The organism is Bordetella petrii, assembly GCF_017356245.1.
Taxonomy (GTDB): domain Bacteria; phylum Pseudomonadota; class Gammaproteobacteria; order Burkholderiales; family Burkholderiaceae_B; genus Bordetella_A; species Bordetella_A petrii_D.
The window spans coordinates 2416413-2438575 of record NZ_JAFMZZ010000001.1 but is presented as its reverse complement, the minus strand read 5'-3'; the positions used below and the strand labels follow the sequence as shown (position 1 = coordinate 2438575).

General features: G+C 68.8%; 21 protein-coding genes. 7 read left to right on the top strand and 14 right to left on the bottom strand.

Annotation, left to right across the window (positions count from 1 at the left end):
* Window positions 1-7: 7 nt before the first annotated feature.
* The 10 genes from J2P76_RS11765 to hisD all read right to left on the bottom strand — a co-directional run bounded on the left by J2P76_RS11765 (window position 8) and on the right by hisD (window position 10790).
* Window positions 8-934 (bottom strand): LysR family transcriptional regulator, encoded by a 927-nt coding sequence (locus J2P76_RS11765; RefSeq protein ID WP_207407577.1) that lies wholly within the window; start codon window positions 932-934, stop codon window positions 8-10.
* Window positions 935-938: 4 nt separating this feature from the next.
* A complete protein-coding gene (locus tag J2P76_RS11760; RefSeq protein ID WP_207407575.1) occupies window positions 939-1832 on the bottom strand; it encodes a M48 family metallopeptidase in 894 nt (297 codons plus the stop codon).
* Window positions 1810-2547 carry a lysophospholipid acyltransferase family protein gene (locus J2P76_RS11755; RefSeq protein WP_207407573.1) on the bottom strand — a complete coding sequence of 246 codons (738 nt, stop codon included), beginning with the start codon at window positions 2545-2547 and terminating at the stop codon, window positions 1810-1812. Before J2P76_RS11755 ends, J2P76_RS11760 begins: the two co-directional genes overlap by 23 nt.
* 4 nt (window positions 2548-2551) lie before the next feature.
* The gene (gmhB, locus tag J2P76_RS11750) at window positions 2552-3088 is read right to left on the bottom strand and encodes a D-glycero-beta-D-manno-heptose 1,7-bisphosphate 7-phosphatase (RefSeq protein WP_207407571.1); all 537 of its coding nucleotides are present in this window, start codon (window positions 3086-3088) and stop codon (window positions 2552-2554) included.
* Window positions 3085-5223 carry a glycine--tRNA ligase subunit beta gene (gene glyS / locus J2P76_RS11745; protein ID WP_207407569.1) on the bottom strand — a complete coding sequence of 713 codons (2139 nt, stop codon included), beginning with the start codon at window positions 5221-5223 and terminating at the stop codon, window positions 3085-3087. The genes gmhB and glyS overlap by 4 nt, the downstream gene beginning before the upstream one ends.
* Window positions 5224-6132, bottom strand: coding sequence for a glycine--tRNA ligase subunit alpha (gene glyQ, locus J2P76_RS11740; RefSeq protein ID WP_207407567.1), 909 nt, complete (start codon window positions 6130-6132; stop codon window positions 5224-5226).
* 126 nt (window positions 6133-6258) lie between these two features.
* Entirely contained in the window at window positions 6259-6807 is a 549-nt protein-coding gene (locus tag J2P76_RS11735) for a cupin domain-containing protein (protein ID WP_207407565.1), read from the bottom strand.
* Between the two features lie 136 nt (window positions 6808-6943).
* Entirely contained in the window at window positions 6944-8482 is a 1539-nt protein-coding gene (locus tag J2P76_RS11730) for a M81 family metallopeptidase (RefSeq protein WP_207407563.1), read from the bottom strand.
* Window positions 8483-8508: 26 nt separating this feature from the next.
* On the bottom strand, window positions 8509-9483 hold the full coding sequence (locus J2P76_RS11725) for a Bug family tripartite tricarboxylate transporter substrate binding protein (RefSeq protein ID WP_207407561.1): 975 nt from the start codon (window positions 9481-9483) through the stop codon (window positions 8509-8511).
* A gap of 41 nt (window positions 9484-9524) precedes the next feature.
* Entirely contained in the window at window positions 9525-10790 is a 1266-nt protein-coding gene (gene hisD, locus J2P76_RS11720) for a histidinol dehydrogenase (protein ID WP_207407559.1), read from the bottom strand.
* 213 nt (window positions 10791-11003) lie between these two features.
* Between hisD and J2P76_RS11715 the strand changes: the two genes are divergently transcribed.
* The 4 genes from J2P76_RS11715 (at window position 11004) to J2P76_RS11700 (ending at window position 16172) form a co-directional block, all read left to right on the top strand.
* On the top strand, window positions 11004-12212 hold the full coding sequence (locus tag J2P76_RS11715; protein ID WP_207407558.1) for an aminotransferase class V-fold PLP-dependent enzyme: 1209 nt from the start codon (window positions 11004-11006) through the stop codon (window positions 12210-12212).
* 162 nt (window positions 12213-12374) lie between these two features.
* Window positions 12375-13142: a crotonase/enoyl-CoA hydratase family protein gene (locus J2P76_RS11710; RefSeq protein ID WP_207407556.1), complete on the top strand. Its 768-nt coding sequence runs from the start codon at window positions 12375-12377 to the stop codon at window positions 13140-13142.
* Window positions 13143-13239: 97 nt separating this feature from the next.
* Window positions 13240-14763 (top strand): fumarate hydratase, encoded by a 1524-nt coding sequence (locus tag J2P76_RS11705; RefSeq protein WP_207407554.1) that lies wholly within the window; start codon window positions 13240-13242, stop codon window positions 14761-14763.
* 77 nt (window positions 14764-14840) lie between these two features.
* The gene (locus tag J2P76_RS11700) at window positions 14841-16172 is read left to right on the top strand and encodes a hemolysin family protein (RefSeq protein WP_207407552.1); all 1332 of its coding nucleotides are present in this window, start codon (window positions 14841-14843) and stop codon (window positions 16170-16172) included.
* Here J2P76_RS11700 and J2P76_RS11695 read toward each other — a convergent pair.
* The 3 genes from J2P76_RS11695 to J2P76_RS11685 form a co-directional block, all read right to left on the bottom strand.
* Window positions 16111-16692 (bottom strand): GNAT family N-acetyltransferase, encoded by a 582-nt coding sequence (locus J2P76_RS11695; protein WP_207407550.1) that lies wholly within the window; start codon window positions 16690-16692, stop codon window positions 16111-16113. The two genes, J2P76_RS11700 and J2P76_RS11695, sit on opposite strands and share 62 nt — an antisense overlap.
* A gap of 106 nt (window positions 16693-16798) precedes the next feature.
* Window positions 16799-17932: a mandelate racemase/muconate lactonizing enzyme family protein gene (locus J2P76_RS11690; protein ID WP_207407548.1), complete on the bottom strand. Its 1134-nt coding sequence runs from the start codon at window positions 17930-17932 to the stop codon at window positions 16799-16801.
* A 9-nt stretch (window positions 17933-17941) separates the two neighbouring features.
* Window positions 17942-18910: a Bug family tripartite tricarboxylate transporter substrate binding protein gene (locus J2P76_RS11685; RefSeq protein WP_207407546.1), complete on the bottom strand. Its 969-nt coding sequence runs from the start codon at window positions 18908-18910 to the stop codon at window positions 17942-17944.
* A 151-nt stretch (window positions 18911-19061) separates the two neighbouring features.
* Between J2P76_RS11685 and J2P76_RS11680 the strand changes: the two genes are divergently transcribed.
* The gene (locus tag J2P76_RS11680) at window positions 19062-19988 is read left to right on the top strand and encodes a LysR family transcriptional regulator (protein WP_207407544.1); all 927 of its coding nucleotides are present in this window, start codon (window positions 19062-19064) and stop codon (window positions 19986-19988) included.
* A 2-nt stretch (window positions 19989-19990) separates the two neighbouring features.
* Here the strand turns inward: J2P76_RS11680 and J2P76_RS11675 are convergent, their stop codons facing one another.
* Entirely contained in the window at window positions 19991-20881 is an 891-nt protein-coding gene (locus J2P76_RS11675) for a LysR family transcriptional regulator (RefSeq protein WP_207407542.1), read from the bottom strand.
* A 90-nt stretch (window positions 20882-20971) separates the two neighbouring features.
* Between J2P76_RS11675 and J2P76_RS11670 the strand changes: the two genes are divergently transcribed.
* Both J2P76_RS11670 and J2P76_RS11665 read left to right on the top strand, forming a co-directional pair.
* A complete protein-coding gene (locus J2P76_RS11670; protein ID WP_207407540.1) occupies window positions 20972-21385 on the top strand; it encodes a CidA/LrgA family protein in 414 nt (137 codons plus the stop codon).
* Window positions 21369-22070 carry an LrgB family protein gene (locus J2P76_RS11665; RefSeq protein ID WP_242697356.1) on the top strand — a complete coding sequence of 234 codons (702 nt, stop codon included), beginning with the start codon at window positions 21369-21371 and terminating at the stop codon, window positions 22068-22070. The genes J2P76_RS11670 and J2P76_RS11665 overlap by 17 nt, the downstream gene beginning before the upstream one ends.
* The last annotated feature ends 93 nt before the right edge of the window (window positions 22071-22163 follow it).

Genomic DNA, 22163 nt, shown 5'->3' with positions numbered 1-22163 from the left:
TGGCTGTTCACGATTTGTGAAGAGTGGCCCCGGGCCAGGCGCCGGAATGGACCAGTTCGCTGGCCGTGCGCGCCAGCAGCACGCGCGCCGCCAGGGCGGCCGGCGACAGTTCGTCGTCGGACAGGCTGACCAGCAGGTTGTGGCGCCTGAGGTGGCGGTCGGAGATCAGCCGCAGCGCCAGCGGCTCGCCCTGCAGGCGCACGGTGGCCGCGCCGGGCTGGATGGTGGCGCCGAAGCCGTTGCGCACCAGGTCCATCAGCACATCCAGGCCGTCGATCTCGGCCACCAGATTGGGCTCGACGTGCACGCGGCTGAACGCGCTGCTGACCAGCGAGCGCAGCCCGTGGGCCATGCCGGGCAGCAGGTAGGGCAGGCCGCCGACATCGCGCAGCCGCACCGGGCCTTCCGGCGGCAGGCCCGGCAGGTCGGGGCGGGCGATCAGGAACAGGCGTTCGTCGATCAGCGGCAGCACGCTCCAGCGGCGCGCCGCCTCGGCCTGGAAGACGATCGCCAGGTCGAGCTGGCGGGCATTGAGCATGCTGGTCAGGTAGCCCGACAGGGTTTCGACCAGGCGCACCCGCACGTCGGGGTAGCGCTCGCGCATGGCGCGCATGAAAGGCAGGGCCAGCACCGAGGCCGTGGTGGCCGCCAGGCCGATGCTGACCTGCCCGGTCAGGCGCGATTCTTTGGCCGCCTGGGCGGCGCCGTCGGCATGGCGCAGGGCCAGCTGGGCCTGCCGCAGGAAGGCCAGCCCGGCATCGGTAGGCATCACGCCGGTGGACGTGCGCGTCAGCAGCCGCGTGGACAGTTCGCTTTCCAGGCGGCTGATCTGCTGGCTGAGCGCCGAGGTGACCACGCCCAGGTCGGCGGCGGCGCGGCCCATGCTGCCGCATTCGGCCACCTTGACGAAATAGCGAAGCTGGCGCAGTTCCATGGGGCTAGAACTGCGGCAGGCTGGCGGGGTCGTGCCGCCGCAGCACGTTCTTGGCTTCTTCGAAGTCGGGCAGGATGTTGCCGACCTCGGCCCAGAAATCGTGGCTGTGGTTCATTTCGCGCAGGTGCGCGAGTTCGTGCGCGATGACGTAGTCGATGATGGCCGGCGCGAAGTGGATCAGGCGCCAGTTCAGCATGATGTTGCCGTCGCTGGTGCACGAGCCCCAGCGGGTGGCCGCCGACGACAGCCGCCAGCGGCGGATTTTCAGGCCGCTGGCCTGCAGGAAATGCGCCAGGCGGGCGCCGAACAGGGTGCCGGCGCGCTGCTGCAGCCAGGCCTGGGCGGCATCGCGGATGCGCGACGGGTCGGCGTCGGCGGGCAGCGCCAGCCACAGGGTGTCGCCGTCGCAGGGGGCGTCGGCATCGCCCGACAGGCGCGCCTGCCGGAACTCGGCGCCCACGCCCAGCACGATGCGCTTGCCCAGGTAGGGAAGTTCGCCGCCGGCCTGCCAGCGGGTCTGGGCTAGGGCCAGCTGTTCTTTGCGGGCCTGCCAGTCGCGCAGCTTGGCCAGGATCCAGCGGGCTTTTTCGCGCACCGCGTCGTCGATCTGGGTGAGCGTGACCCAGGTGGGCGCGGTGACGCGCAGCCCGTCGTCGGCCACCACGAAACCGATGCTGCGCCGGCGCGAGCGCAGCAGCACGAAGCCGATGGCCTGCTGTTCGGTGGCCACTTCGCGCCAGCGCGCGCCGGGCGGCAGCGGATCGGGCCGCGGCGTGGCAACGGTTGCGGCGGGGGCGAAGGCGGGCGGCGGCGTCAGCAGGGGGGCGGCCTCGGGCGCGCGGGGCGCCGGGGCGGCGGGTTCGGCGAACAGAAGTTCAAGCTGGCCGTTGCTGGGCATACCTTTCGGGATTGAGTTGGCGCATTTCCCCTTCGATCCAGGCCTGCACCCTGGCGTTGAGCTCGTCGGGGGAAATTCCTTGCGATTCTATCGCGGGCCCGATGGATACGGTGATCATTCCGGGCCGTTTCACGAAGGCATTGCGGCGCCAGCATTCGCCCGCGTTGTGCGCCACAGGGATCACCACCGCGCCGGTGCGCGACGCCAGCAGCGCGCCGCCCATCTTGAAGCGCGCGGTCTTGCCAGGGGGGACGCGGGTGCCTTCGGGAAACAGCAGCGGCCAGCGGCCTTCTTCGAGCCGCACCTTGCCCTGGCGGATGACCTGCTCGAAGGCATCGCGGCCCTTGGAGCGGTCGATGGGAATCATGCGCAACAGCGCCAGGCCCCAGCCGAAGAACGGCAGCATGTGCAGTTCTTTCTTGTACACGTAGCAGACTTCGCGCGGCATGTGGGCCGGGAAGAACAGGGTTTCCCAGGCCGACTGGTGCTTGGACAGCAGAATGCAGCCGCCGTCGGGCAGGTTTTCGGCGCCCTTGATCTGCCAGCGGATGCCGCAGAAGACCCACGCGCCCCAGATGGCCAGGCGCGGCCAGCCCACCGTAAGCTTGTAGCGCCAGTGCAGCGGCAGGGGGGCCCACAGGATGCAGGCGATGGCGTACGGAATGACCGTAACCACCAGGAACACCATATACAACAGCGAACGCAACCAGGCCATGGGGTCAGGCTTCCTGCAGCAGGGCGTCGGCCACGGCCGACAGGTCGTGGGCGACGCGGGTGCCGTCGGGCAGGCTGCCCTGGCGGGTTTTCGCGCCGTTGCCGGTCAGTACCAGCCAGGGCGCGCAGCCGGCCGCCGCGGCGGCCTGCAGGTCGCGCAGCGAGTCGCCCACGGCGGGCACGCCGGTCAGGTCGGTGTCGTAGCGGCGCGCGATGTCGTGGTACATGCCGGGCAGCGGTTTGCGGCAGGCGCAGCCGTCGTCGGGGCCGTGCGGGCACAGGAAGATGGCGTCGATGGTGCCGCCGGCCAGGGCCAGCTCGCGGTGCAGCTTGGCGTGGATGGCGTTGAGCGTGGCCATGTCGAACAGGCCGCGCGCCACGCCGGACTGGTTGCTGGCCACCACCACCGTATAGCCGGCCTGCGACAGCCGGGCGATGGCCGCCAGGCTGCCCGGCAGGGCGATCCATTCGTCGGGGTTCTTGACGAAGGCGTCGCTGTCCTGGTTGATGACGCCGTCGCGGTCGAGGACGATGAGCTTCACTGTGCCAGCCTGGAAATGTCGGCCACCTGGTTCATCAGGCCGTGCAGCTGCGCCAGCAGCGCCAGCCGGTTGGCGCGCACGGCCGGGTCGTCGGCCATGACCATGACGTCGGCGAAGAAGGCGTCGACCGGCTCGCGCGCCTGGGCCAGCGTGCTGAGGCTGCCGGCAAAATCGCCGGCCTGCAGCTGGGCCTGGGCCTGCGGGCGCAGGGCCGCCACGGCGGCGGCCAGCGCCTGTTCGGCGGGCTCGGCCAGGCGGGCCGGGTCGACCGCGCCGATCTCGCCTTCGGCCTTCTTGAGCAGGTTGCCGATGCGCTTGTTGGCGGCGGCCAGGCTGGCGGCTTCGGGCAGCTGGCCGAACGCCGTCACCGCGCGTACGCGCGCGCCCGCCTGGTGCAGGGGCGGCGCCAGCGCGATCACCGCGTCGACGGCGTTGCGGTCGAATTCGGCGGCCAGCTGGTTGCGGTAGCGCTCGTAGATGAAGGCGCGCACTTCGGGCACCGTGGCGGCCGGAATCTTGCCGGCCGGGAAGGTGCCGGCGGCCAGTTCCAGCAGGCCGTCGAGCGACAGCGGGCCGCTGGCGCTGGCGGCCAGCAGGCCGCCCGCGGCCAGTTGTTCGAAGGCGCTGATCAGGCCCAGCGCGGCGCGGCGCAGGCCGAAGGGGTCGCGCTCGCCGGTGGGCGCCAGGCCGATGCCCCAGATGCCCACCAGGGTTTCGGCGCGTTCGGCGATGAACAGCACGGCGGCGGTCAGCGAGCCGGCCGTGACCGGGGTTTCGAGCCTGATGCGGTATTGCCCGCGCAGCGCCTGCACCACGTCGTCGGGTTCGCCGTCGCCGGCCGCGTAGTACGCGCCCATGATGCCCTGCAGCTCGGGGAATTCGCCCACCATGTTGGTGCCCAGGTCGGCCTTGGCCAGCAGGGCGGCACGGTCGGCGGCGGCGGCGTCGCCGCCCAACAGCCCGGCGACGCCGCGCGCAATGGCGCGCACGCGTTCCACGCGTTCGAGCTGGGTGCCCAGCTTGTTGTGATACACGATGCTGCCCAGCTGCTGCACGCGCGCGGCCAGCGGAGTTTTGCGGTCGGTGTCGAAGAAGAACTGGGCGTCGGCCAGGCGCGGACGCACCACGCGCTGGTTGCCCTCGACGATATTGGCCGGGTTGGCGGTGTGCATGTTGCTGACGATCAGGAAGCGGTGCGTCAGCGTGCCGGTGGCCGGGTCGAACAGCGGAAAGTACTTCTGGTTCAGCCGCATGGTCAGGATCAGGCATTCCTGCGGCACCTGCAGGAACTGCTCGTCGAACTGGCCTTCGTAGACGGTGGGGTGCTCGACCAGGGCGGTGACTTCATCGAGCAGGGCGGCGACTTCGGGATCGGTGCCCAGCGTGGCGCCCAGGCGCGCGGCGTGCGCCTGCAGCTGGCTGTCGATCTCGGCGCGGCGCGCCTCGAACGAGGCCACCACGCGGCCCTGTTCGGCCAGCACGGTTTCGTAGGCATCGGCGTCGGCCACGTCGACCGGCGCATCGGCCATGAAGCGATGCCCCAGGGTGCGGCGGCCGGCCGACAGGCCCAGGGCCGACACGGGCACGATCGCGGCGCCATGCAGGGCGATCAGGCCGTGCGCCGGGCGCACGAACTTCACGGTGGTGACGCCGTCGGCCAGCTGGTAGCGCATGACCTTGGGAATGGGCAGGCCGTCGATGGCGGCCTGCAGGCCTTCCTGCAGGCCGTCGGCCAGCCGGGCGCCGGGCGCGGTGCCGCGCGCGACCAGGTAGTCTTGCTTGCCGTCGGACTCGCGCGCCAGGTTGCCCGGGTCGATGCCTTCCAGGCCCTTGGCGGCCAGCTTTTTCAGCAGGGCTGGCGTGGGGCTGCCGTCGGCGTCCAGGCCCACTTTCACGGGCATGAGCTTTTCGGCGTAGTCTTGATCAGGCGCCTGGTCGAGCACCTGCGACAGGCGCACCGCCAGGCGGCGCGGCGTGGCGAAGGCCGTGGCCTGGCAGCCGTCGGTCAGCAGGCCGTGCTTGTGCAGGGTGGCGCGCACGCCCTCGGCAAAGGCCTGGCCCAGCTTCTGCAGGGCCTTGGGCGGAAGTTCTTCGGTCAGCAGTTCGACCAGCAGGGGGCGGAGGTTCGTCGTCATTCAGGCAGCCTCCCCGGCGCGGCGGTTCGTCAGCATGGGGAAGCCCAGTCGTTCACGGGAATCGTAATAAGCCTGCGCCACGGCGCGCGACAGGTTGCGGATGCGGCCGATGTAGGCGGCGCGCTCGGTGACGCTGATGGCGCCGCGCGCGTCGAGCAGGTTGAAGGTATGCGCGGCCTTCAGCGTGGCCTCGTAGGCCGGCAGCGCCAGGGGCACGTCCATCAGGCGCTTGGCTTCGGCCTCGTAGTCGTTGAAGTGCGCGAACAGCATGTCGGCCGAGGCGTGCTCGAAGTTGTAGGTGGACTGCTCGACTTCGTTCTGGTGGAACACGTCGCGGTACAGCACGCGGTTGCCGTTCACGCCTTCGGTCCAGACCAGGTCGTACACGCTTTCCACGCCCTGCAGGTACATGGCCAGGCGTTCCAGGCCGTAGGTGATTTCGCCGGTGGTGGGCGTGCAGTCGAGCCCGCCCACTTGCTGGAAGTAGGTGAACTGGGTGACTTCCATGCCGTTCAGCCAGACCTCCCAGCCCAGGCCCCAGGCGCCCAGCGTGGGGTTTTCCCAGTCGTCTTCGACGAAGCGGATGTCGTGCTGGGTGGGATCGATGCCCAGCGCTTTCAGCGAACCGATGTACAGGTCCAGGATTTCGGGCGGCGCGGGCTTGAGCACCACCTGGTACTGGTAATAGTGCTGCAGGCGGTTGGGGTTTTCGCCATAGCGGCCGTCTTTGGGGCGGCGCGAGGGCTGCACGTAGGCGGCGCGCCAGGGCTCGGGGCCGATGGCGCGCAGGAACGTGGCCGTGTGCGAGGTGCCGGCGCCGACTTCCATGTCGTATGGCTGCAGCAGGGCGCAGCCCTGCTTGTCCCAGTAGTCCTGGAGCGTAAGGATGATTTGCTGAAAAGTGAGCATAGGATTCTTGGAATTCGGGGCGCCGTGCAACAAGGCCGGCGCGCGGGCGGCCCGGCCGCCTGGCGCAGGAAACCGGCCATTTTAACTGGCCCGGGGCGCGGGCGGGGCCGCCGGCCTGTCCCGGGGTCAATAGGTGGGGGGCGTGACGGCGCTGACGATCTCGCTGGTGCCGTCGCCCACGTTGCGGAAACGGTGCGGCACCCGGCTGTCGAAATAATAGGCGTCGCCCGCCTCGAGCACGCGGGTCTTGTCGCCCACGGTGACCTCGATGGCCCCGGCGGTGACCAGGCCGGCTTCCTGGGCGTTGTGGCTGAACAGCTGGCCCGTATCGGCGCCCGGCGCGTAGCGTTCTTGCATCATCAGCATGGCGCGGTTGGCGAAGCGGCTGCCGATCATGCGGTACGAAATGGTGCTGGCCTTGCCGATTTCGGGCAGGTCTTCGGGGCCGTAAAAAGGCGATTCGGCCACCAGCAGCCGGCTGCTGGAAAAAAAGCCCACGATGGTGGTGCCCAGGGCGTCCAGCACCGCGGCCAGGGTGTCCAGCGACGGACTGATCTTGTCGCGCTCGATCAGCGAGATCGAGGCGTGCGATACGCCCGAGCGCTGCGCGACCTCGCGTATGCCGAGCCCGCGCCGGCGACGTAGTTCCCTGATATCTGCACCGATTCTCGGCATGGCGTGGTCCCCCTTGGAAAGCCCTGCCAGGCAGGATACACGCCGCCAGGGGCTAGCCGGGCGCTATTGGCAGGTGTCAGGCTCCGCAGGTGCCTGACACCGTTCTATATTGAGACAGTCGCTGCACACTTTGGTGTCAGGCACCTGGGGAGCCTGACACCTGGCCATACCCCGGCGACGCCGCGGATCGCCTGGGCAAATCGACCGGGGCGGGCCGGAACGCGATCTCGTCCAGCGGGTACAGCGGGCGGGCGCGGCCGAACGGCAGGCGTTCGGGGTGGTACCCCGTCAGGCCGGGCGTTTCGGCGCAGGCGCACGCGCCCAGGGTGTCGAAGGCCAGCTTGAAGTGGTAGCCCGACTTCACCACGATGATATCGGCCGCGTCCAGGTCGATGCCGGCATCCAGGTAGCAGCCCGGGTCTTGCGACATGATGGCGTCCTGGGTGATCAGCAGGTCGTAGCGGGGGTGGCGCAGCACGGTGTAGGGCCCCAGCCGCAGGGTGGCGCCGCGCATGAATACGCCGCGGTTGCGGAACACGCCGTCGCCCAGGGCCGCGACGCGCCCGCTTACGGCCAGGGCGGGGCAATCGGGGGAATAGGCGCCGCCCACCTGCAGCGCCATCTCGGCGCCCAGGCCGGCCCGGCGGCATTGCGCCAGGGCGTCGGGGTCGGTAATGACGGCGGCGATACGCTTGCCGGTCAGCGCCAGGCAGCGCTCCAGCACATGCGGGCTGTCGCCCGGGCCGCCGGCCAGCACGCGGTCGCCGAAGTCGCCGATGATGAGCTTGCGCGGATCGTCGCCATGCGCCCGCAGCAGGCCGGCCACGTCGGGCAAGTCGTGCACATAGCGGTCGCGCCCGTCCCACAGGCCTTGCGCCAGTTCCACGGCGAGCTGGCGCGCCGCGCCGCGGGCGTCCGGCTGGGCGTATACCGCTACCGTCTGGCCCACGCCGGCGCCGTCGATGAACGGGTTGACGTTGAAAATGGACACGTCGATCAGGCCCCGCCCGGCGGTTACGGCGGCGCTTGCCCGCGCGTGCAGGTCGGCCAGCGGGCCCTGCGCGGTTTCGTCGTTGCCGCGCGTCAGCATGGGCACGTGCACGCTGGCGCCCACCGGCCGCCGGCCGCTGTCCAGGATGTGCAGCAACTGCGTCGCCACGCGTTCGCCGGTGGCCGCGGCGTCGGCGTGCGGGTTGGTCTTGTAGGCCGAGGCGAAGTCCAGCTGCCCCAGCATCGCGGGGATGGCGTGCGCGTGCAGGTCGAAGCCCGCCACGATGGGCATGTCCGGCCCCACGATGCCTCGCAGCCGCGCCAGCAGGTCGGCCTCGGCGCTGTCCAGCCCGATGGTCTGCATGCATCCGTGCAGGCACAGCGCGATGGCATCGTAGCCGCCCTGGCGGGCCACCTGCAGAATGCCGTCGCGCAGCCGCGCATAGGCGGCGTCTTCCACGCGGCCGCCCGGCCGGGCCCGCGCGGCCAGGGTGGGCACGGCTTCGCAGCCGCGCGCCCGCAGGGTGCGCAGGATGCCGCCCAGCACCGAGTCGGCCGCCGCATTGGCGGCCAGCATGGCGGGGCCTTCCTCGATCTCGAAGGCCGACAGCGGCGTGGCCACGGGCGTGAAGCCGTGCGTTTCCTGGAACAACTGCGCCACCAGGATGCGGTAGGAAGTGGCCATGGCGGTCTCCGCGGGCGCCTGCCCGTTTATTTCAGGTTGATGTGGGCGCGCTCGGCCGTCTTGCGCTGCTTGTCGATCTCGGCCTTGAGTTCGGCGGCGAACTCGGCCGGCGGGTTGCCTACCGGCACCGCCGAAAAGCCCGCCAGCCGTTGCCGGACGTCGGGCATGGCCAGGACTTCGCGGGTGGCTTCGTAAATGCGCTGCACGATCTCGGGCGGCGTGTCCTTGGGCGCCACCAAGCCGAACCACGACGCGTCGTTCACTTCCGGCAACCCGACTTCGGCGAACGTGGGCACGTCGGGCAGGGCGTCGATGCGCTGCGGGTAGGCAATGGCCAGCGCTTTCAGGTCGCCGTTGCGGATGAAAGGCAGCGACGAGGGCAGGTTGTCGAACACCGCCGCGATCTGGCCGCCCAGGGCATCCTGCAAGGCCGGGCCCGAGCCGCGGTAGGGCACATGCATCATCTGGGTGCCCGTGCTCAGCTTGAACAGCTCGCCCATCATGTTGGCCTCGGAACCGGCGCCGGCGGACCCATAGGTGTAATGGTTGGGCCGGCTCTTGAGCAGGGCGATGAAGGATTTCATGTCGGTGGCGGGCACCTTGGGGCTGATGGTCAGCACATTGGGCACCGACGCCAACCGGGTGATGGGCACCAGGTCGGTAGTGACGTCGTACGTGATGTTGTCGTACACCACCGGCGTGACGGCGTGCGAGCTGACCGTGGCGATGCCCAGCGTATAGCCGTCGGGTTCGGCGCGGATCACATATTCGCTGCCGATGCGGCCGGCCGCGCCGCTGCGGTTTTCCACCACCACGGTCTGCTTGAGCAGCTTGCCCAGCGGATCGGCGATGGTGCGCGCCAGGACATCGGTAGTGCCGCCCGGCGGAAACGGCACGACCAGCTTGATGGGCCGCGACGGATACGGCGATTCGGCCTGGGCCTGCGGCGCGATGAAGCAGGCGGCCATGGCCAGCGCGGCGGCGGATGTGCGGAATGTCATGTTGTTCCCCTTGAGTGTGAATAGTAGGCGTTGCGGCGAGGTCAGCCCAGGCGCAGCGCGGCGGCGCGGCGATGGCCTTCCATGCCTTCGGTGGCGCTCTGGCGCACGGCGGGCGGGGCCACGGCGGCCACGCCGCGCGGGTCCAGCCATTGGTGCGTGCAGATCTTCACGAACGACCCGACCCACAAGCCGCCGGTGTAGCGGCCGGCGCCCATGGTGGGCAGCGTGTGGTTGGTGCCGCAGCACTTGTCCGAATACACCACGCTGGCCAGCGGGCCGATGAACAGCGATCCGTAGTTGCGCAGCTTCTGGCCGGTGGCGTGCGGGTCGCGCGTGTGCACTTGCAGGTGCTCGGCGGCCACCTGATCGGAATAGGCCAGCATCGCGGCTTCGTCGGCGCACAGGGCGATTTCGCCGTAGTCGTGCCAGGCGCGCCCGGCCACGTCGGCCGTGGGCAGGTCTTGCAGCTGGCGCTCGACCGCGGCCAGCGTGGCGCGCGCCAGCGGCTCGCTGGTGGTGATCAGGCCGACACGGGTGCGCACGTCGTGCTCGGCCTGGGCCAGCAGGTCGGTGGCGATCATGTCCGCGTCGCCCGTCTCGTCGGCCACCACGAAAATCTCGCTGGGGCCCGCCAACTGGTCGATGCCGACTTCGCCGAACACTTGCCGCTTGGCTTCATTGACGTAGGCATTGCCCGGCCCCACGATCTTGTCCACCGCGGGAATCGACTCGGTGCCGCAGGCCATGGCGGCAATCGCCTGCGCCCCGCCCACCAGGAAAATGCGGTCGGCGCCCGCCAGATGGCAGCCGGCGATCATGGCCGGGTGCGCGCCCGGCGGCAGGCAGGCGATCACTTCTTCGCAGCCGGCCACCTTGGCCGGCACGATGGTCATGACAGGCGCCGACAGAATGGGATAGCGGCCGCCCGGCACATAAGCGCCGATGCGCTGCACCGGAATGACGCGGTGGCCCAGGTGCAGGCCGGGCAGGGCCTCGATTTCCAGGGGCAGCATGGTGGCCAGCTGGGCCTGGGCGAAGGCGCGCACGCGCTCGATGGCGAACTCGGTGTCCTGGCGCGTCTGGTCGTCCAGGCCGGCCACGGCGTGCAGGCGGGCCTCCATGCCCACTTCCAGCACAGGCGTGTCCTGGCGGTCGAATTTCAGGGAATATTCGCGCACGGCGGCGTCGCCGCGGGCGCGCACCTGCGCAATGATCTCGCGGACGGTGTCCTCGATCGCGCCGACGCTGTCCTGGGCGCGGGCGGCAGGCGATTTGATGAAGGCGGGAACGGCGGTAGTGCTGGGCATGAAGTCTCTCGATGACGAAGGGGCTGCGGTTCCGGTCACTATAAGAGCGCCATGCGCGGGAATTTCATGCCCGCCGGCGGGTGGTAAAGATATTGAACGCGCTACCATGATCCCTTGGGCCGCTCGCCAGGCCACGCTGGGCGTGGCGCCGCTGCCGCGCGGCGTGGCGGTCGAGGCCGAGGCCATCCTCCAGATCAAACCCCAGGAACCGCCATGCCCCAAGCCGCCCTATCCGATGCCGACGTCGAGCGCCTGCGCCGGGCCACGCCCGGCGTGGCGCAGATCGTGCACTTCAATCACGCCGGCGCCTCGCTGCCGTCGGCCGCCACGGTGCAGGCGGTGATCGACCACCTGCACCGCGAAGCCGCGCTGGGCCCCATGGAAGCCGCCCAGGCGGCCCAGGACACCCTGGCCGCGGCCCGCCAGCGGGCGGCCAGGCTGATCGGCGCCCAGCCGGGCGAAATCGCCTTCGCCTCGGGCTGTTCCGACGCCTGGGGCCGCGCCTTCGCCGCGCTGGGGCCATGGGGGCCGGGCGACCGCATCCTGGTGGGCCGGCACGAATGGGGCGGCAACCTGGCCACCATGCAGCAGGTGGCCGGCCGGACCGGCGCCCGCATCGAGCCCATTCCCTGCGACGCCGACGGCCGCGCCGACCCCGCGGCGCTGCAGGCCATGCTGGACGACCGGGTCAGGCTGGTGTCGCTGACCTGGCTGCCCGCCAACGGCGGCCTGATCAACCCCGCCGCCGCCATCGGCGCCATTGCGCGCCGCCACGGCATTCCCTACATCATTGACGCCGCCCAGGCGCTGGGGCAGCTGCCCATCGATGTGGGCAGCGTGGGCTGCGATGTGCTGGTGGCGCCGGTGCGCAAGCACCTGCGCGGGCCGCGCGGGCTGTCGCTGCTGTACGTGCGCAACGGTTTCGCCGGGCGCCTGGCGCCGGCTTTCGTGGACACCTCGTCCGCCCCGATCGGCGCCGACGGCGGCGCCTCGGTGCTGCGTGCGGGGGCGCAGTGCCTGGAAACCAGCGAACAGCCCGCGGCGCTGCTGTGCGGGCTGGCCAACGCCCTGCAGGAAGCGCTGGACCTGGGCATCGAGGCGATCCGCGCCCGCATCGACGCCAATGCCGGCGCGCTGCGCAACCGCCTGGCGCGCATTCCCGGCGTCACCCTGCACGACCTGGGCGAGGCCTGCTCGGCCCTGGTGTCGTTCAACCTGGACGGCATGCCCGCCGCCGACGTGCGCCAGGCGCTGGCGCGGCAAGGCATCAACATCACCGCCAACGGCGTGCCCTACACGCCGCTGGACATGCGGACGCGCGGCCTGGACAGCGTGGCGCGGGCCTCGGTCAGCTACCTGACCTCGGGGGCGGAGCTCGACCGGCTGGTCGCGGCCGTGACGCAACTGGCGCGGCATTCGTAGGCGGTGTCTGGCTCCCGCAGGAAGCCAGACACCTGGTTCAAGCACGCTCTGCCCCGTTCAATATAGTGACCGCCCGCCCCATTCCCCGGATAGTCGTATGATTCGGTATCCCCCAAGTCTTATAGATAACCGCGGGCCCGCGCGCCCGCCCAGGAGCCCCGCATGTCCGACCTGATCAAAGTCGAAGTGGTCGACGGTATCCAGATCATTACCGTCAACCGCCCCGAAGCCAAGAACGCCATCAACCTGGAAACCGCGCAGGCCATGGCCGCCGCGCTGGACCAGCTGGACAGCCGCGACGACATCCGCATCGGCATCCTGACCGGCGCGGGCGGCACGTTTTCGTCGGGCATGGACCTGAAGGCCTTTGCGCAAAGCCGCCAGCGCCCGCTGGTCGAAGGCCGCGGCTTTGCCGGCCTGAACGAGCGGCCGCCGCGCAAGCCCCTGATCGCCGCCGTCGAAGGCTATGCCCTGGCCGGCGGCTGCGAAATGGCCCTGGCCGCCGACCTGATCGTGGCCGCCAGCAATGCCAAGTTCGGCCTGCCCGAAGTCAAGCGCGGGCTGGTGGCGGGCTCGGGCGGCATGCTGCGCCTGCCGCGCCGCCTGCCGTACCACATTGCCATGGAAATCATTCTTACGGGCGACATGCTCAGCGCCGAGCGCGCCCACGGCTACGGGCTGGTCAACCGCCTGACCGAGCCGGGCAAGGCCCTGGAAGGCGCCCTGGAACTGGCCCGCGTCATTGTGGAAAACGGCCCGCTGGCGGTGCAGACCGCCAAGAGCATCGTGGCCCAGGCCACCGACTGGGAACAAGACGGCATGTTCGACCGCCAGCGCCCCCTGATCGCGCACATTTTCACCTCGGCCGACGCCAAGGAAGGCGCCACCGCTTTCGCCGAAAAGCGCAAACCCGTGTGGCAGGGCAAATAAGCCTTTCCCGCACCGGTCATAAAATAAGCTGTTGACCGCGCGCGGCCCGCCCGCCTGGCCGCGCGTTTCCCTTTTTTCCGCTTCTGCCCATACCGCCATGTCCGTCCTCATCAAAGAAGAAGACTTCGTCCAGTCTATTGCCGATGGCATCCAGTTCATCAGCTACTACCATCCCGTCGACTACATCCGCCACCTGGCCCGCGCCTACGAGCGCGAAGAAAGCCCGGCCGCGCGCGACGCGATGGCGCAGATCCTGACCAATTCGCGCATGTGCGCCGAAGGCAAGCGCCCGCTGTGCCAGGACACCGGCATCGTCAACGTCTTCCTGAAGGTCGGCATGGACGTGCGCTTCGATACCAAACGCACCCTGCAAGAACTGTGCGACGAAGGCGTGCGCCGCGGCTACACCAACCCCGACAACCCGCTGCGCGCCTCGGTGCTCGACGACCCGATCTTCGCCCGCAAGAACACCCGCGACAACACGCCCTGTATCCTGCACGTCGAACTCGTCCCGGGCGACAAGGTCGACGTGCAGATCGCCTCGAAGGGCGGCGGCTCTGAAAACAAATCCAAGTTCGCCATGCTGAACCCCAGCGATTCGCTGGTCGACTGGGTGCTGAAAACCGTGCCCACCATGGGCGCGGGCTGGTGCCCGCCGGGCATGCTGGGCATCGGCGTGGGCGGCACGGCCGAAAAGGCCATGCTGATGGCCAAGCAGTCGCTGATGGACGACATCGACATGTACGAACTGCTGGCCCGCGGCCCGCAGAACAAGCTGGAAGAGCTGCGCATCGAGCTCTACGAAAAGGTCAACGCGCTGGGCATCGGCGCGCAGGGCCTGGGCGGCCTGACCACCGTGCTCGACGTCAAGATCAACACCTTCCCCACGCACGCGGCGTCCAAGCCCGTGGCCATGATCCCCAACTGCGCCGCCACGCGCCACGCGCACTTCGTGCTCGACGGCTCTGGCGCCGCGCGCCTCGATCCGCCTTCGCTGTCCGAATGGCCCGAGGTGCACTGGGCGCCCGACTACAACAAGTCCAAGCAGGTCAACCTGGACACGCTCACGCCTGAAGAAGTGGCCGGCTGGAAGCCCGGCCAGACCCTGCTGCTGTCGGGCAAGATGCTGACCGGCCGCGACGCCGCCCACAAGCGCATTCAAGACATGCTGGCCAAGGGCGAGCCCCTGCCGGTGGACTTCACCAACCGTGTCATCTACTACGTGGGCCCGGTCGATCCGGTGCGCGACGAAGTGGTCGGCCCGGCCGGCCCCACCACCGCCACCCGCATGGACAAGTTCACCGACATGATGCTGGCCAAAACCGGCCTGATCGCCATGATCGGCAAGTCCGAGCGCGGCCCGGTGGCCATCGAGGCCATCCGCAACCACAAGTCGGCCTACCTGATGGCCGTGGGCGGCGCGGCCTACCTGGTGTCCAAGGCCATCCGCCAGGCCCGTGTGCTGGCCTTCGAAGACCTGGGCATGGAAGCCATCTACGAGTTCGACGTAAAAGACATGCCGGTAACCGTGGCGGTCGACTCGCAGGGCACCTCGGTGCACACCACTGGCCCGAAAGAATGGCAGGCGCGCATCGGGAAAATCCCGGTAGCCGTGGCTTGAGCGCGGCAACCCGGCAGGGCGGGTAGAATCTGTAGCATCTCTCGCTCTTGCGGGCGGCGCCACGCCCGCTTTCCTTGATGACGCTCGGCCAGAATCTATTGCTGCTGCTGGCGCTGCTTGTCGCGGCGGCATTTTTCTCTGTCGCCGAGATCGCCATCGCCGCCTCGCGCCGCCTGCGCCTGCGGCAGCTTGCCGAAGACGGCGACGCGCGCGCCGAAGAAGTGTTGCGCGTGCAGCAGCAGCCGGGGCATTACTTCACGGCCATCCAGATCGGCGTCAACGCGCTGGCGATACTGGGCGGCATCGTGGGCGAAGGCATTTTCAGCCCGACGTTCTCGCGCTTCCTGGGCAACTGGCTTTCCGCCGACCTGGCCGCGTCGCTGGGGTTCCTGGGCTCGTTCGTGCTGGTCACGTCGCTGTTCATCATCCTGACCGACCTGATTCCCAAGCAGGCGGGCATGGCCGAGCCCGAGCGCTTCGCCCTGGCGGTGATCGGCCCCATGCGCGTGCTGGTGCGCATTTTCTCGCCGCTGGTCTGGGTGTATTCGCACACGGCCGAACAACTGATGCGCCTGCTGCGGCTGCCCACGCGGCGCGATGAGCGCATCACCTCGGACGACATTCTGGCGCTGGCCGAAGCCGGCACGCGCTCGGGCGTGCTGGCGCGCGGCGAGCAGCGCATCATCGAAAACATCTTCGAGCTCGATACGCGCACCGTGTCCAGCGCCATGACGCAGCGCGACCGCATCGCCTGGTTCCTGCAGGACGACCCCGAAGACATCATCCGGGCCCGCATCGCCGAAGAGCCGTTTTCCACCTATCCGGTCTGCAAGGGCGACATCGACCACGTGGTCGGCTACGTGGACACGCGCGACCTGTACCAGCGGCTGCTGAACGGCCAGTCCATCGCCCTGACCGACAGCAAGCTGATTCACAAGGTGCTGGTGGTGCCCGACAGGCTGACCCTGGCCGAAGTGCTGGAGCAGTTCCGCCAGGTGGGCGAAGATTTCGCCATGATCGTCAACGAATACAGCCTGGTCGTGGGGCTGGTCACGCTGAATGACGTCATGAGCACCGTGATGGGCGAACTGGTGTCGCCCTGGGACGAAGAACTCATCATCCAGCGCGACGACAACTCGTGGCTGATCGACGGCGCCACGCCTATCCAGGACGTGGGCCGCGTGCTGGGCATCGAAGAGCACCTGCACGGCGAAGAATACGAAACGCTGGCGGGCTTCCTGATGGACGCGCTGCGCCGCGTACCGCGCCGCACCGACGTGGTCGCCCTGGGCGGCTACCAGTTCGAGGTGCTGGATGTGGACACTTACCGGGTCGACCAGGTGCTGGTTACCCGTTCGGCGTCGGTTCCCCCGCCGGTGGCGGCGCCGGCCGGCCCGCGGCCGGAGTAGCGGCCAGCAGCTGCAGCGCCATCAGTACTTCATCGTAGAAGCGGCCATCGATTTTCATGGCGCGCGGCTCGCGCCCGTATTCCTTGAACCCCAGCTTCTGGTATAGCCGGCGGGCGGGAGTATTGGACGCTTCGGCACTTATCAACAGCGTGTCCAGCCGGCCGCCGGCATGCGCGATCAGCCCGCGTATCAAGGCTTGCCCCATGCCCAGCCCACGGGCATCCGGGTGTACATACACGCCAACAATAATGCCTTTGTGCCGCATCTTGAGCTGTTCGTGCGCAATGACGGCGGCAGTGCCGCACAGGCGCTCGCCCAGCCAGCCGCCCAGCGTCCAGCTGTGTTCCAGGCGGTGGGCAAACCATTCCAGCGGCTGCGCGCTTTCTTCTTCCCAGGAACTGCCATAGGCCGTGGGCGAGGCCTGCAGCGATTCGAGCCGCAGGTCCCGGTAGGGGGCGGCGTCGGCGCCGCGCAGGCGCCGCAGTGGAAACGGCGGCGGGTTGGTGGATGTTGATGGCATGGTGGATGATGAGGTCGGCACGACGACGGTGGCAGCATCCCGCGGCTTGCGAAAAAACGCAAGCGCAATCCGTATTCATCCATGAACCGGCCATGCCGACGCGGGTTCACCAGTCCTGTACCGAGCCGTCCAGCCCGATGGGCACCGCAGGCTCGCAGGGGCTGGCCGGCAGCTGCGCGATTGCCTCGAGGTTCAGTTCGATGCCCAGGCCCGGCGCCTGCGGCACCTCGAGGTAGCCGTCGCGCAAGACCAGCGGGCGCTTGACCAGGTCGCGCTTGGGAGGCTGGTCTTCGCCGGTGTATTCCTGCAACGCGAAATTGGGGATGCACGCGTCGAGCTGCACGCAGGCGGCGGTGGAAATCGGCGACAGGGGGTTGTGTGGAATGATCTTCACATGATGCGCTTCGCCCAGCGCGGCCACCTTTTTGGCTCCGGTGAGCCCGAGGCACATGCAGACGTCCGGGCGGATGAAATCGCACGCCGCATGGGCCAGCACTTGCTGGAATTGGTGGATCGACGTAAACCGTTCCCCCGTGGCCACCGGCAGGCCGCCGCGCGCCTGTACCTCGGCCATGCGCGAGGGGCTGCCAGGCAGCATGGGGTCTTCGTAAAAGTAGGGGTGGAACTGCCGCAGCCGCTGCGCCAGCGCGATGGATTGCGCCGGATCCATCTGCCGGTGCAATTCGATGCACAGGTCCATGTCTTTGCCGACCGCTTCGTGCACGGCGCCCACTCGCTGGCGGGCCTCGGCGGCCCAGCCTTCGAACGAGCGATGCCGGTAGTGGCGGGGGGCGAACGGAGAAAACCGCACCGCGGTGAAGCCTTCCCCGCGCCGCGCCAGCGCTGCCTGCACCAGCGCCTCGGTGCTGTCGCCATGAATATGGATGTAGCAGCGCACCTTGTCGCGCGTGCTGCCGCCCATGAGATCGTGGATGGGGGCTTGCAGCTGCTTGCCCTTGATGTCCCACAGCGCGATGTCCAATGCCGAGATCGCGCCGGCGATCACCGCGCCGCCGAAGTGCAGGTTGCGCAACAGGTACTGGGCATGGTGCTCGATCAGAGCCGGATCCTTGCCGACCAGATAGGCCGACATGGCCCGCACCATGGCGGCCGTGGGGCCCGGCCAGGCGTGCACGCCGGCCTCGCCAATGCCGCTGGTGCCATCCGCGCAGATCACGCGCACGATGCACCAGCGGTCCACCAGATAGGTTTCGATTTTTTCGATGGGGTTGCGCCGCATGCCGCTGCCTTATTCTGCCGTTGTTCCGATGTGGGCGCTGCGGATGATGCCGTCCCAGCGGCGCGCTTCCTGTTGCTGGAATGCGGCCAGCTCCGCGGGTTGCGAAACGGTGCGGTGCGCCATGGAAATGGCCGCGATCTGCGCGGAAACGCCAGGCTGCTGGCGCGCGGCTTGCCAGGCCGCATTAAGCTGCCCGACCACATTCGCCGGGGTACCGCGCGGCGCATAAATCGCCACCCAGGCCAATGAATCCACGCCGGCCACCCCCGCCTCGGCAAGCGTCGGGATGTCGGGCCATGCGGCCAGGCGGGTATCGCTGGCCACGCCCAATGCCCGCAATGCCCCGGACTTGATGTGCGGCTCCAGTACGCTCATTACCGAGAACATCATCGGCACGTGGCCGCCGATGACATCCAGCACGCCTTCGCCGTCCCCCTTGTATGGCACGTGGATCAAGTCCAGGCCGGCGGCCGAAGCAAATAGCGCGCCCGTCAGGTGGGCGGCCGAGCCGGCGCCGCCGGATGCGTATGCCAGCTGCCCGGGGCGCTTGCGCGCGTAGGCGATGAGTTCGGCCAGGTCGTGCACGGGCAGGGCGGCGTTGACGACCAGAACCATGGGGCCGGCGCCAAGCAGGCAGACGGGCTCGAGGTCGCGAGACGGCGAGAAGCTCAGGTTCTTGAACAGGTAGGGGGCGACGATCGACACAGTCGGCGTAGTGGCCAGCAGGGTATAGCCATCGGGCGCAGCGTGCGCGGCCTGCGCGGCGGCCAGCGTGCCGCTGGCGCCACCGTGGTTTTCGACCACGAAGCTCTGGCCCAGCGCCTTGCCCACATGCTGGCTGAACAGCCGCGCCATGAAATCGGTGATGCCACCCGGCGCCGTGCCCACCAGCACCCGCACCGGGCGGGCCGGATACCCGTTCTGCGCCGCGCGGGCGGGCATCACGGGCCCCGCGCCGAGCGCCGCAAGCGTTTTCAAGAGCATTCGCCTGTCCATGGTTGTCTCCTTGTCTGTTTCAAAGCGCGCGAAGCGAGTGCCGGCGCCGTAATCGGGTGTGGCAAATCATAGGCAGACTCGATATTTGAATCTAATAGAATTAATGCCTGTTCAATAGAAAACAGGAATACCAATGGACACCACCGTGCTCGCCAACCGGCTGCTGTTGCGGGCCCGGCTGCGTCACATTCAGGCATTGGTGAAACTGGCCGAGCTGGGCAGCGTGAAACGCGCCGCCGATGCCCTGGGCATGGCCCAGCCGTCGGTTACTCATGTGCTGGCAGACCTGGAAGCGCTGCTGGGCTGCACGCTGTTTCACCGGCACTCGCGCGGTGTGCTGCCCACCCCGATCGGCCTGGCGTTGCTGCCTTATGCGCGGCGCATCCTGGTGGGCATCTATGAATGCGCCGAGGTTGCCTCCGCCATGACAACCAAGGCGAATGCGGTGGTGCGCGTGGCGTCTATCGCCAGCGCAATTTCCGGAGTCATCAACCCCATGCTGCCGGCTTTCTGCCGGCAGCATGCAGATGTCTGGCTGACGATTACCGAGGCCGGCATACACGAGATCGGCGAATTGGTGGCTGAAGGCAGCGTCGATATCGCGTTGTGCCGCCGTCCCGCGGTCGTGCCGGAAGGCTGGCAGTTCCTGCCGCTGACCGTCGACCGCTATGTCGTCGCGGCCGGCCCGAGGCATCCGCTGGCGAAACGCCGCCGCCTGGACATGCGGGCGCTGTTGTCCGAGACCTGGATATTGATTCCCGCGCCCAGCGACCCGCGCCGGGCTTTCGACGAGTTGATGGCCGGCATGGGCGGCGAACCGGCCATCAAGCCGATCGGCACGCGCTCGCTGACGATCATCCAGCATTTGCTGCAGGTGGAACCGCTGGTGACGATCCTGCCGGAATGCATGATTCGCCAGGCGCTCGAAGCCCGCCAACTGGTTCGTCTGGACGTTGACCTGCCCGTGGCCTGCGAGGGCATCGGCATGTTGCTGCCCACGCTGGGGGCCGATGGCGCCGCCGCGCTATTTGCCGATTTCCTGTCCCGAGGCCAGGCCTAGCATCACCGGCGCCGCGCGCCGTGCTGTTCGCGCACCAGTTCCAGCCAGGCACGGGCAGCGTGCGACAAATAGGCGCCGCGGCGCCACACCATCGCCATGTGCCAGTCGGTGGACGGCTCGGCCAGCGAGACCCTGGCCACGCCCGCATGAAGGCGTTGCGCCGCGATCATGCGCGGCAGGAACGCCACGCCCAGCCCCGCGGCCGCCAGCTCGACAATGAACTCGATCTGGCTGCTGCGCGCCGCGATCTCGGGTTCGAAGCCGTGGCGCCGGCAAGCGTCGAGAATGATCCGATTCAGCGCGAAGCCGGTTTCGAACAGAATGAACGGCACCGCCTTCAGGTCCGCCAGCGTCAGGCGCCGGGCGCGTGCCAGCGGGTGCTGGCTGTGCAGCAGGGCGGTCAGCGGGTCGCGGCGCACCGCCTGCCACTCGAATTCGCCGGCTACCGGCAACAGCGACCCGGCCAGGTCGATCTCGTTGGCGCGCAGGATCTCTTCCAGCCGGTCGCTGCCATGCTCGGTGAGGCGGATCTCGATGGCCGGGTGGCGCTGCCTGTACAGCGCAAAGAGCGGAGCGAACAGCGTGCTGGACCCCACCGGCGGCAGGCCCAGCCGCAGGGTGCCCCGGCGCAGGCCGCGCAGGTCGTCAAGCTCGATCAGCAGATCGTCGCGCTGCGCCAGCATGTCGAGCGCGCGCTGATACACGATCTCGCCCGCGGCGGTCAGGGTGCTGCGGTGGCCGATGCGATCCAGTAAGGACAGGCCCAGCTCGTCTTCGAGCTGCTTGACCGCCTTGCTGACAGTGGACTGGGTGGCGAATAGCACTTTGGCGGCCTGCGAGAAGCCGCCCTGGCGAACGACTTCGACGAGCGCCCGCAAATTGCGCAGTTCCATATGGATTCCAAAATGGAATTGAAATTAGTCAAATAATTCATTTTATGCATCCGGGGCGGCCATTTATAGTGGCCGCCGGAAGCATTCCTTATGTCTTTGCATACCCTTACTGCCGCATTGCGGCGCCGCCTGCAGGCCAGCCGCCTGGCGCAGACGGCCCTGATCATGATGTTCTGGCTGGCGGGCGAAATGCTTGCCCGTCGGGGCGGCATCCCCTTGCCGGGCGGCATCATCGGCATGGCGCTGCTGCTGGCCGTCCTGCTCAGCCGCCGGCTCCATCCCGCCAGCGCGCGCCGCGGCGCCGAATGGCTGCTGGGCGACATGCTGCTGTTCTTTGTGCCGGCCGTGCTGGCTGTTGTCGAACACCGCGAATTGTTTGGCGTGCTGGGGTTGAAAGTGCTGTGCGTCATTCTGGCCGGCCTGGTCGCCGTCATGGGCGTAACGGCGCTGACGGTCGGCCTGTATGACCGCTGGAGGGCCCGTGGCCATGCCGCCCGCCCTTGAGCCGCTGGCCGGCATGCTGCTGTGGTCGGCGCTGACTATCGGGTGCTACCTGGGCGCCAAGCGCCTGTACCGCCGCTGGCCGCGCTGGTGGTCGATGCCGATGGCGGTTACGCCCATCATGCTGGCCGCCGCGTTGCTGGCGCTGCACGCCAGTTATGCCGACTACCTGCGCGCCACGGGCTGGCTGCTGACCTTGCTTGGCCCCGCGATGGTCGCGTTCGCCGTGCCCATCTACGAGCAGCGCGCGCGCATTCGACAACATTGGCCCGTGTTGGCGGCAGGGGTGATCGCCGGCAGCGCCACGGCCGTGCTGACGGGCTGGGGGCTGGCGACGGCGCTGGGCCTGGACGGCGCCTTGCGGCTCAGCTTGCTGCCGCGTTCGGTCAGCACGCCGTTCGCCATGGCCGTGTCGGGCGATATCGGCGGGGTTCCCGACCTGACCGCGATCTTCGTGGTGCTGACCGGCGTGCTGGGCGCGGTCGTCGGCGATTGCATGCTGGCGCGGCTGCCGATTCGTTCGCCGCTGGCCCGCGGAGCGCTGTTCGGAACCGGCGCTCACGGGATCGGCACGGCGCGGGCGCACGAGCTCGGCGCGCTGGAAGGCTCCGTGGCCGGCCTGATGATGGTCTTGGCCGGGCTGTTCAACGTGCTGATGGCGCCATTGCTTGCCTATTGCCTGCGCTGAGCCGGCCAGGATCACCGGCTGCCGGAACAGGACTGGCATCGCCCCCCTGGTGTAAAAAGGCACGACTGGCCGCGCCGCGTTACCGGCCCGGCC

Excerpts from the sequence above, each read along its gene's own strand:
- J2P76_RS11765 (WP_207407577.1), bottom strand. The coding sequence starts at position 934 with ATGGAACTGCGCCAGCTTCGCTATTTCGTCAAGGTGGCCGAATGCGGC.
- J2P76_RS11760 (WP_207407575.1), bottom strand. The coding sequence starts at position 1,832 with ATGCCCAGCAACGGCCAGCTTGAACTTCTGTTCGCCGAACCCGCCGCC.
- J2P76_RS11755 (WP_207407573.1), bottom strand. The coding sequence starts at position 2,547 with ATGGCCTGGTTGCGTTCGCTGTTGTATATGGTGTTCCTGGTGGTTACG.
- glyS (WP_207407569.1), bottom strand. The coding sequence starts at position 5,223 with ATGACGACGAACCTCCGCCCCCTGCTGGTCGAACTGCTGACCGAAGAA.
- glyQ (WP_207407567.1), bottom strand. The coding sequence starts at position 6,132 with ATGCTCACTTTTCAGCAAATCATCCTTACGCTCCAGGACTACTGGGAC.
- J2P76_RS11735 (WP_207407565.1), bottom strand. The coding sequence starts at position 6,807 with ATGCCGAGAATCGGTGCAGATATCAGGGAACTACGTCGCCGGCGCGGG.
- J2P76_RS11730 (WP_207407563.1), bottom strand. The coding sequence starts at position 8,482 with ATGGCCACTTCCTACCGCATCCTGGTGGCGCAGTTGTTCCAGGAAACG.
- J2P76_RS11725 (WP_207407561.1), bottom strand. The coding sequence starts at position 9,483 with ATGACATTCCGCACATCCGCCGCCGCGCTGGCCATGGCCGCCTGCTTC.
- hisD (WP_207407559.1), bottom strand. The coding sequence starts at position 10,790 with ATGCCCAGCACTACCGCCGTTCCCGCCTTCATCAAATCGCCTGCCGCC.
- J2P76_RS11715 (WP_207407558.1), top strand. The coding sequence starts at position 11,004 with ATGCCCCAAGCCGCCCTATCCGATGCCGACGTCGAGCGCCTGCGCCGG.
- J2P76_RS11710 (WP_207407556.1), top strand. The coding sequence starts at position 12,375 with ATGTCCGACCTGATCAAAGTCGAAGTGGTCGACGGTATCCAGATCATT.
- J2P76_RS11705 (WP_207407554.1), top strand. The coding sequence starts at position 13,240 with ATGTCCGTCCTCATCAAAGAAGAAGACTTCGTCCAGTCTATTGCCGAT.
- J2P76_RS11700 (WP_207407552.1), top strand. The coding sequence starts at position 14,841 with ATGACGCTCGGCCAGAATCTATTGCTGCTGCTGGCGCTGCTTGTCGCG.
- J2P76_RS11695 (WP_207407550.1), bottom strand. The coding sequence starts at position 16,692 with ATGCCATCAACATCCACCAACCCGCCGCCGTTTCCACTGCGGCGCCTG.
- J2P76_RS11690 (WP_207407548.1), bottom strand. The coding sequence starts at position 17,932 with ATGCGGCGCAACCCCATCGAAAAAATCGAAACCTATCTGGTGGACCGC.
- J2P76_RS11680 (WP_207407544.1), top strand. The coding sequence starts at position 19,062 with ATGGACACCACCGTGCTCGCCAACCGGCTGCTGTTGCGGGCCCGGCTG.
- J2P76_RS11675 (WP_207407542.1), bottom strand. The coding sequence starts at position 20,881 with ATGGAACTGCGCAATTTGCGGGCGCTCGTCGAAGTCGTTCGCCAGGGC.
- J2P76_RS11670 (WP_207407540.1), top strand. The coding sequence starts at position 20,972 with ATGTCTTTGCATACCCTTACTGCCGCATTGCGGCGCCGCCTGCAGGCC.
- J2P76_RS11665 (WP_242697356.1), top strand. The coding sequence starts at position 21,369 with ATGCCGCCCGCCCTTGAGCCGCTGGCCGGCATGCTGCTGTGGTCGGCG.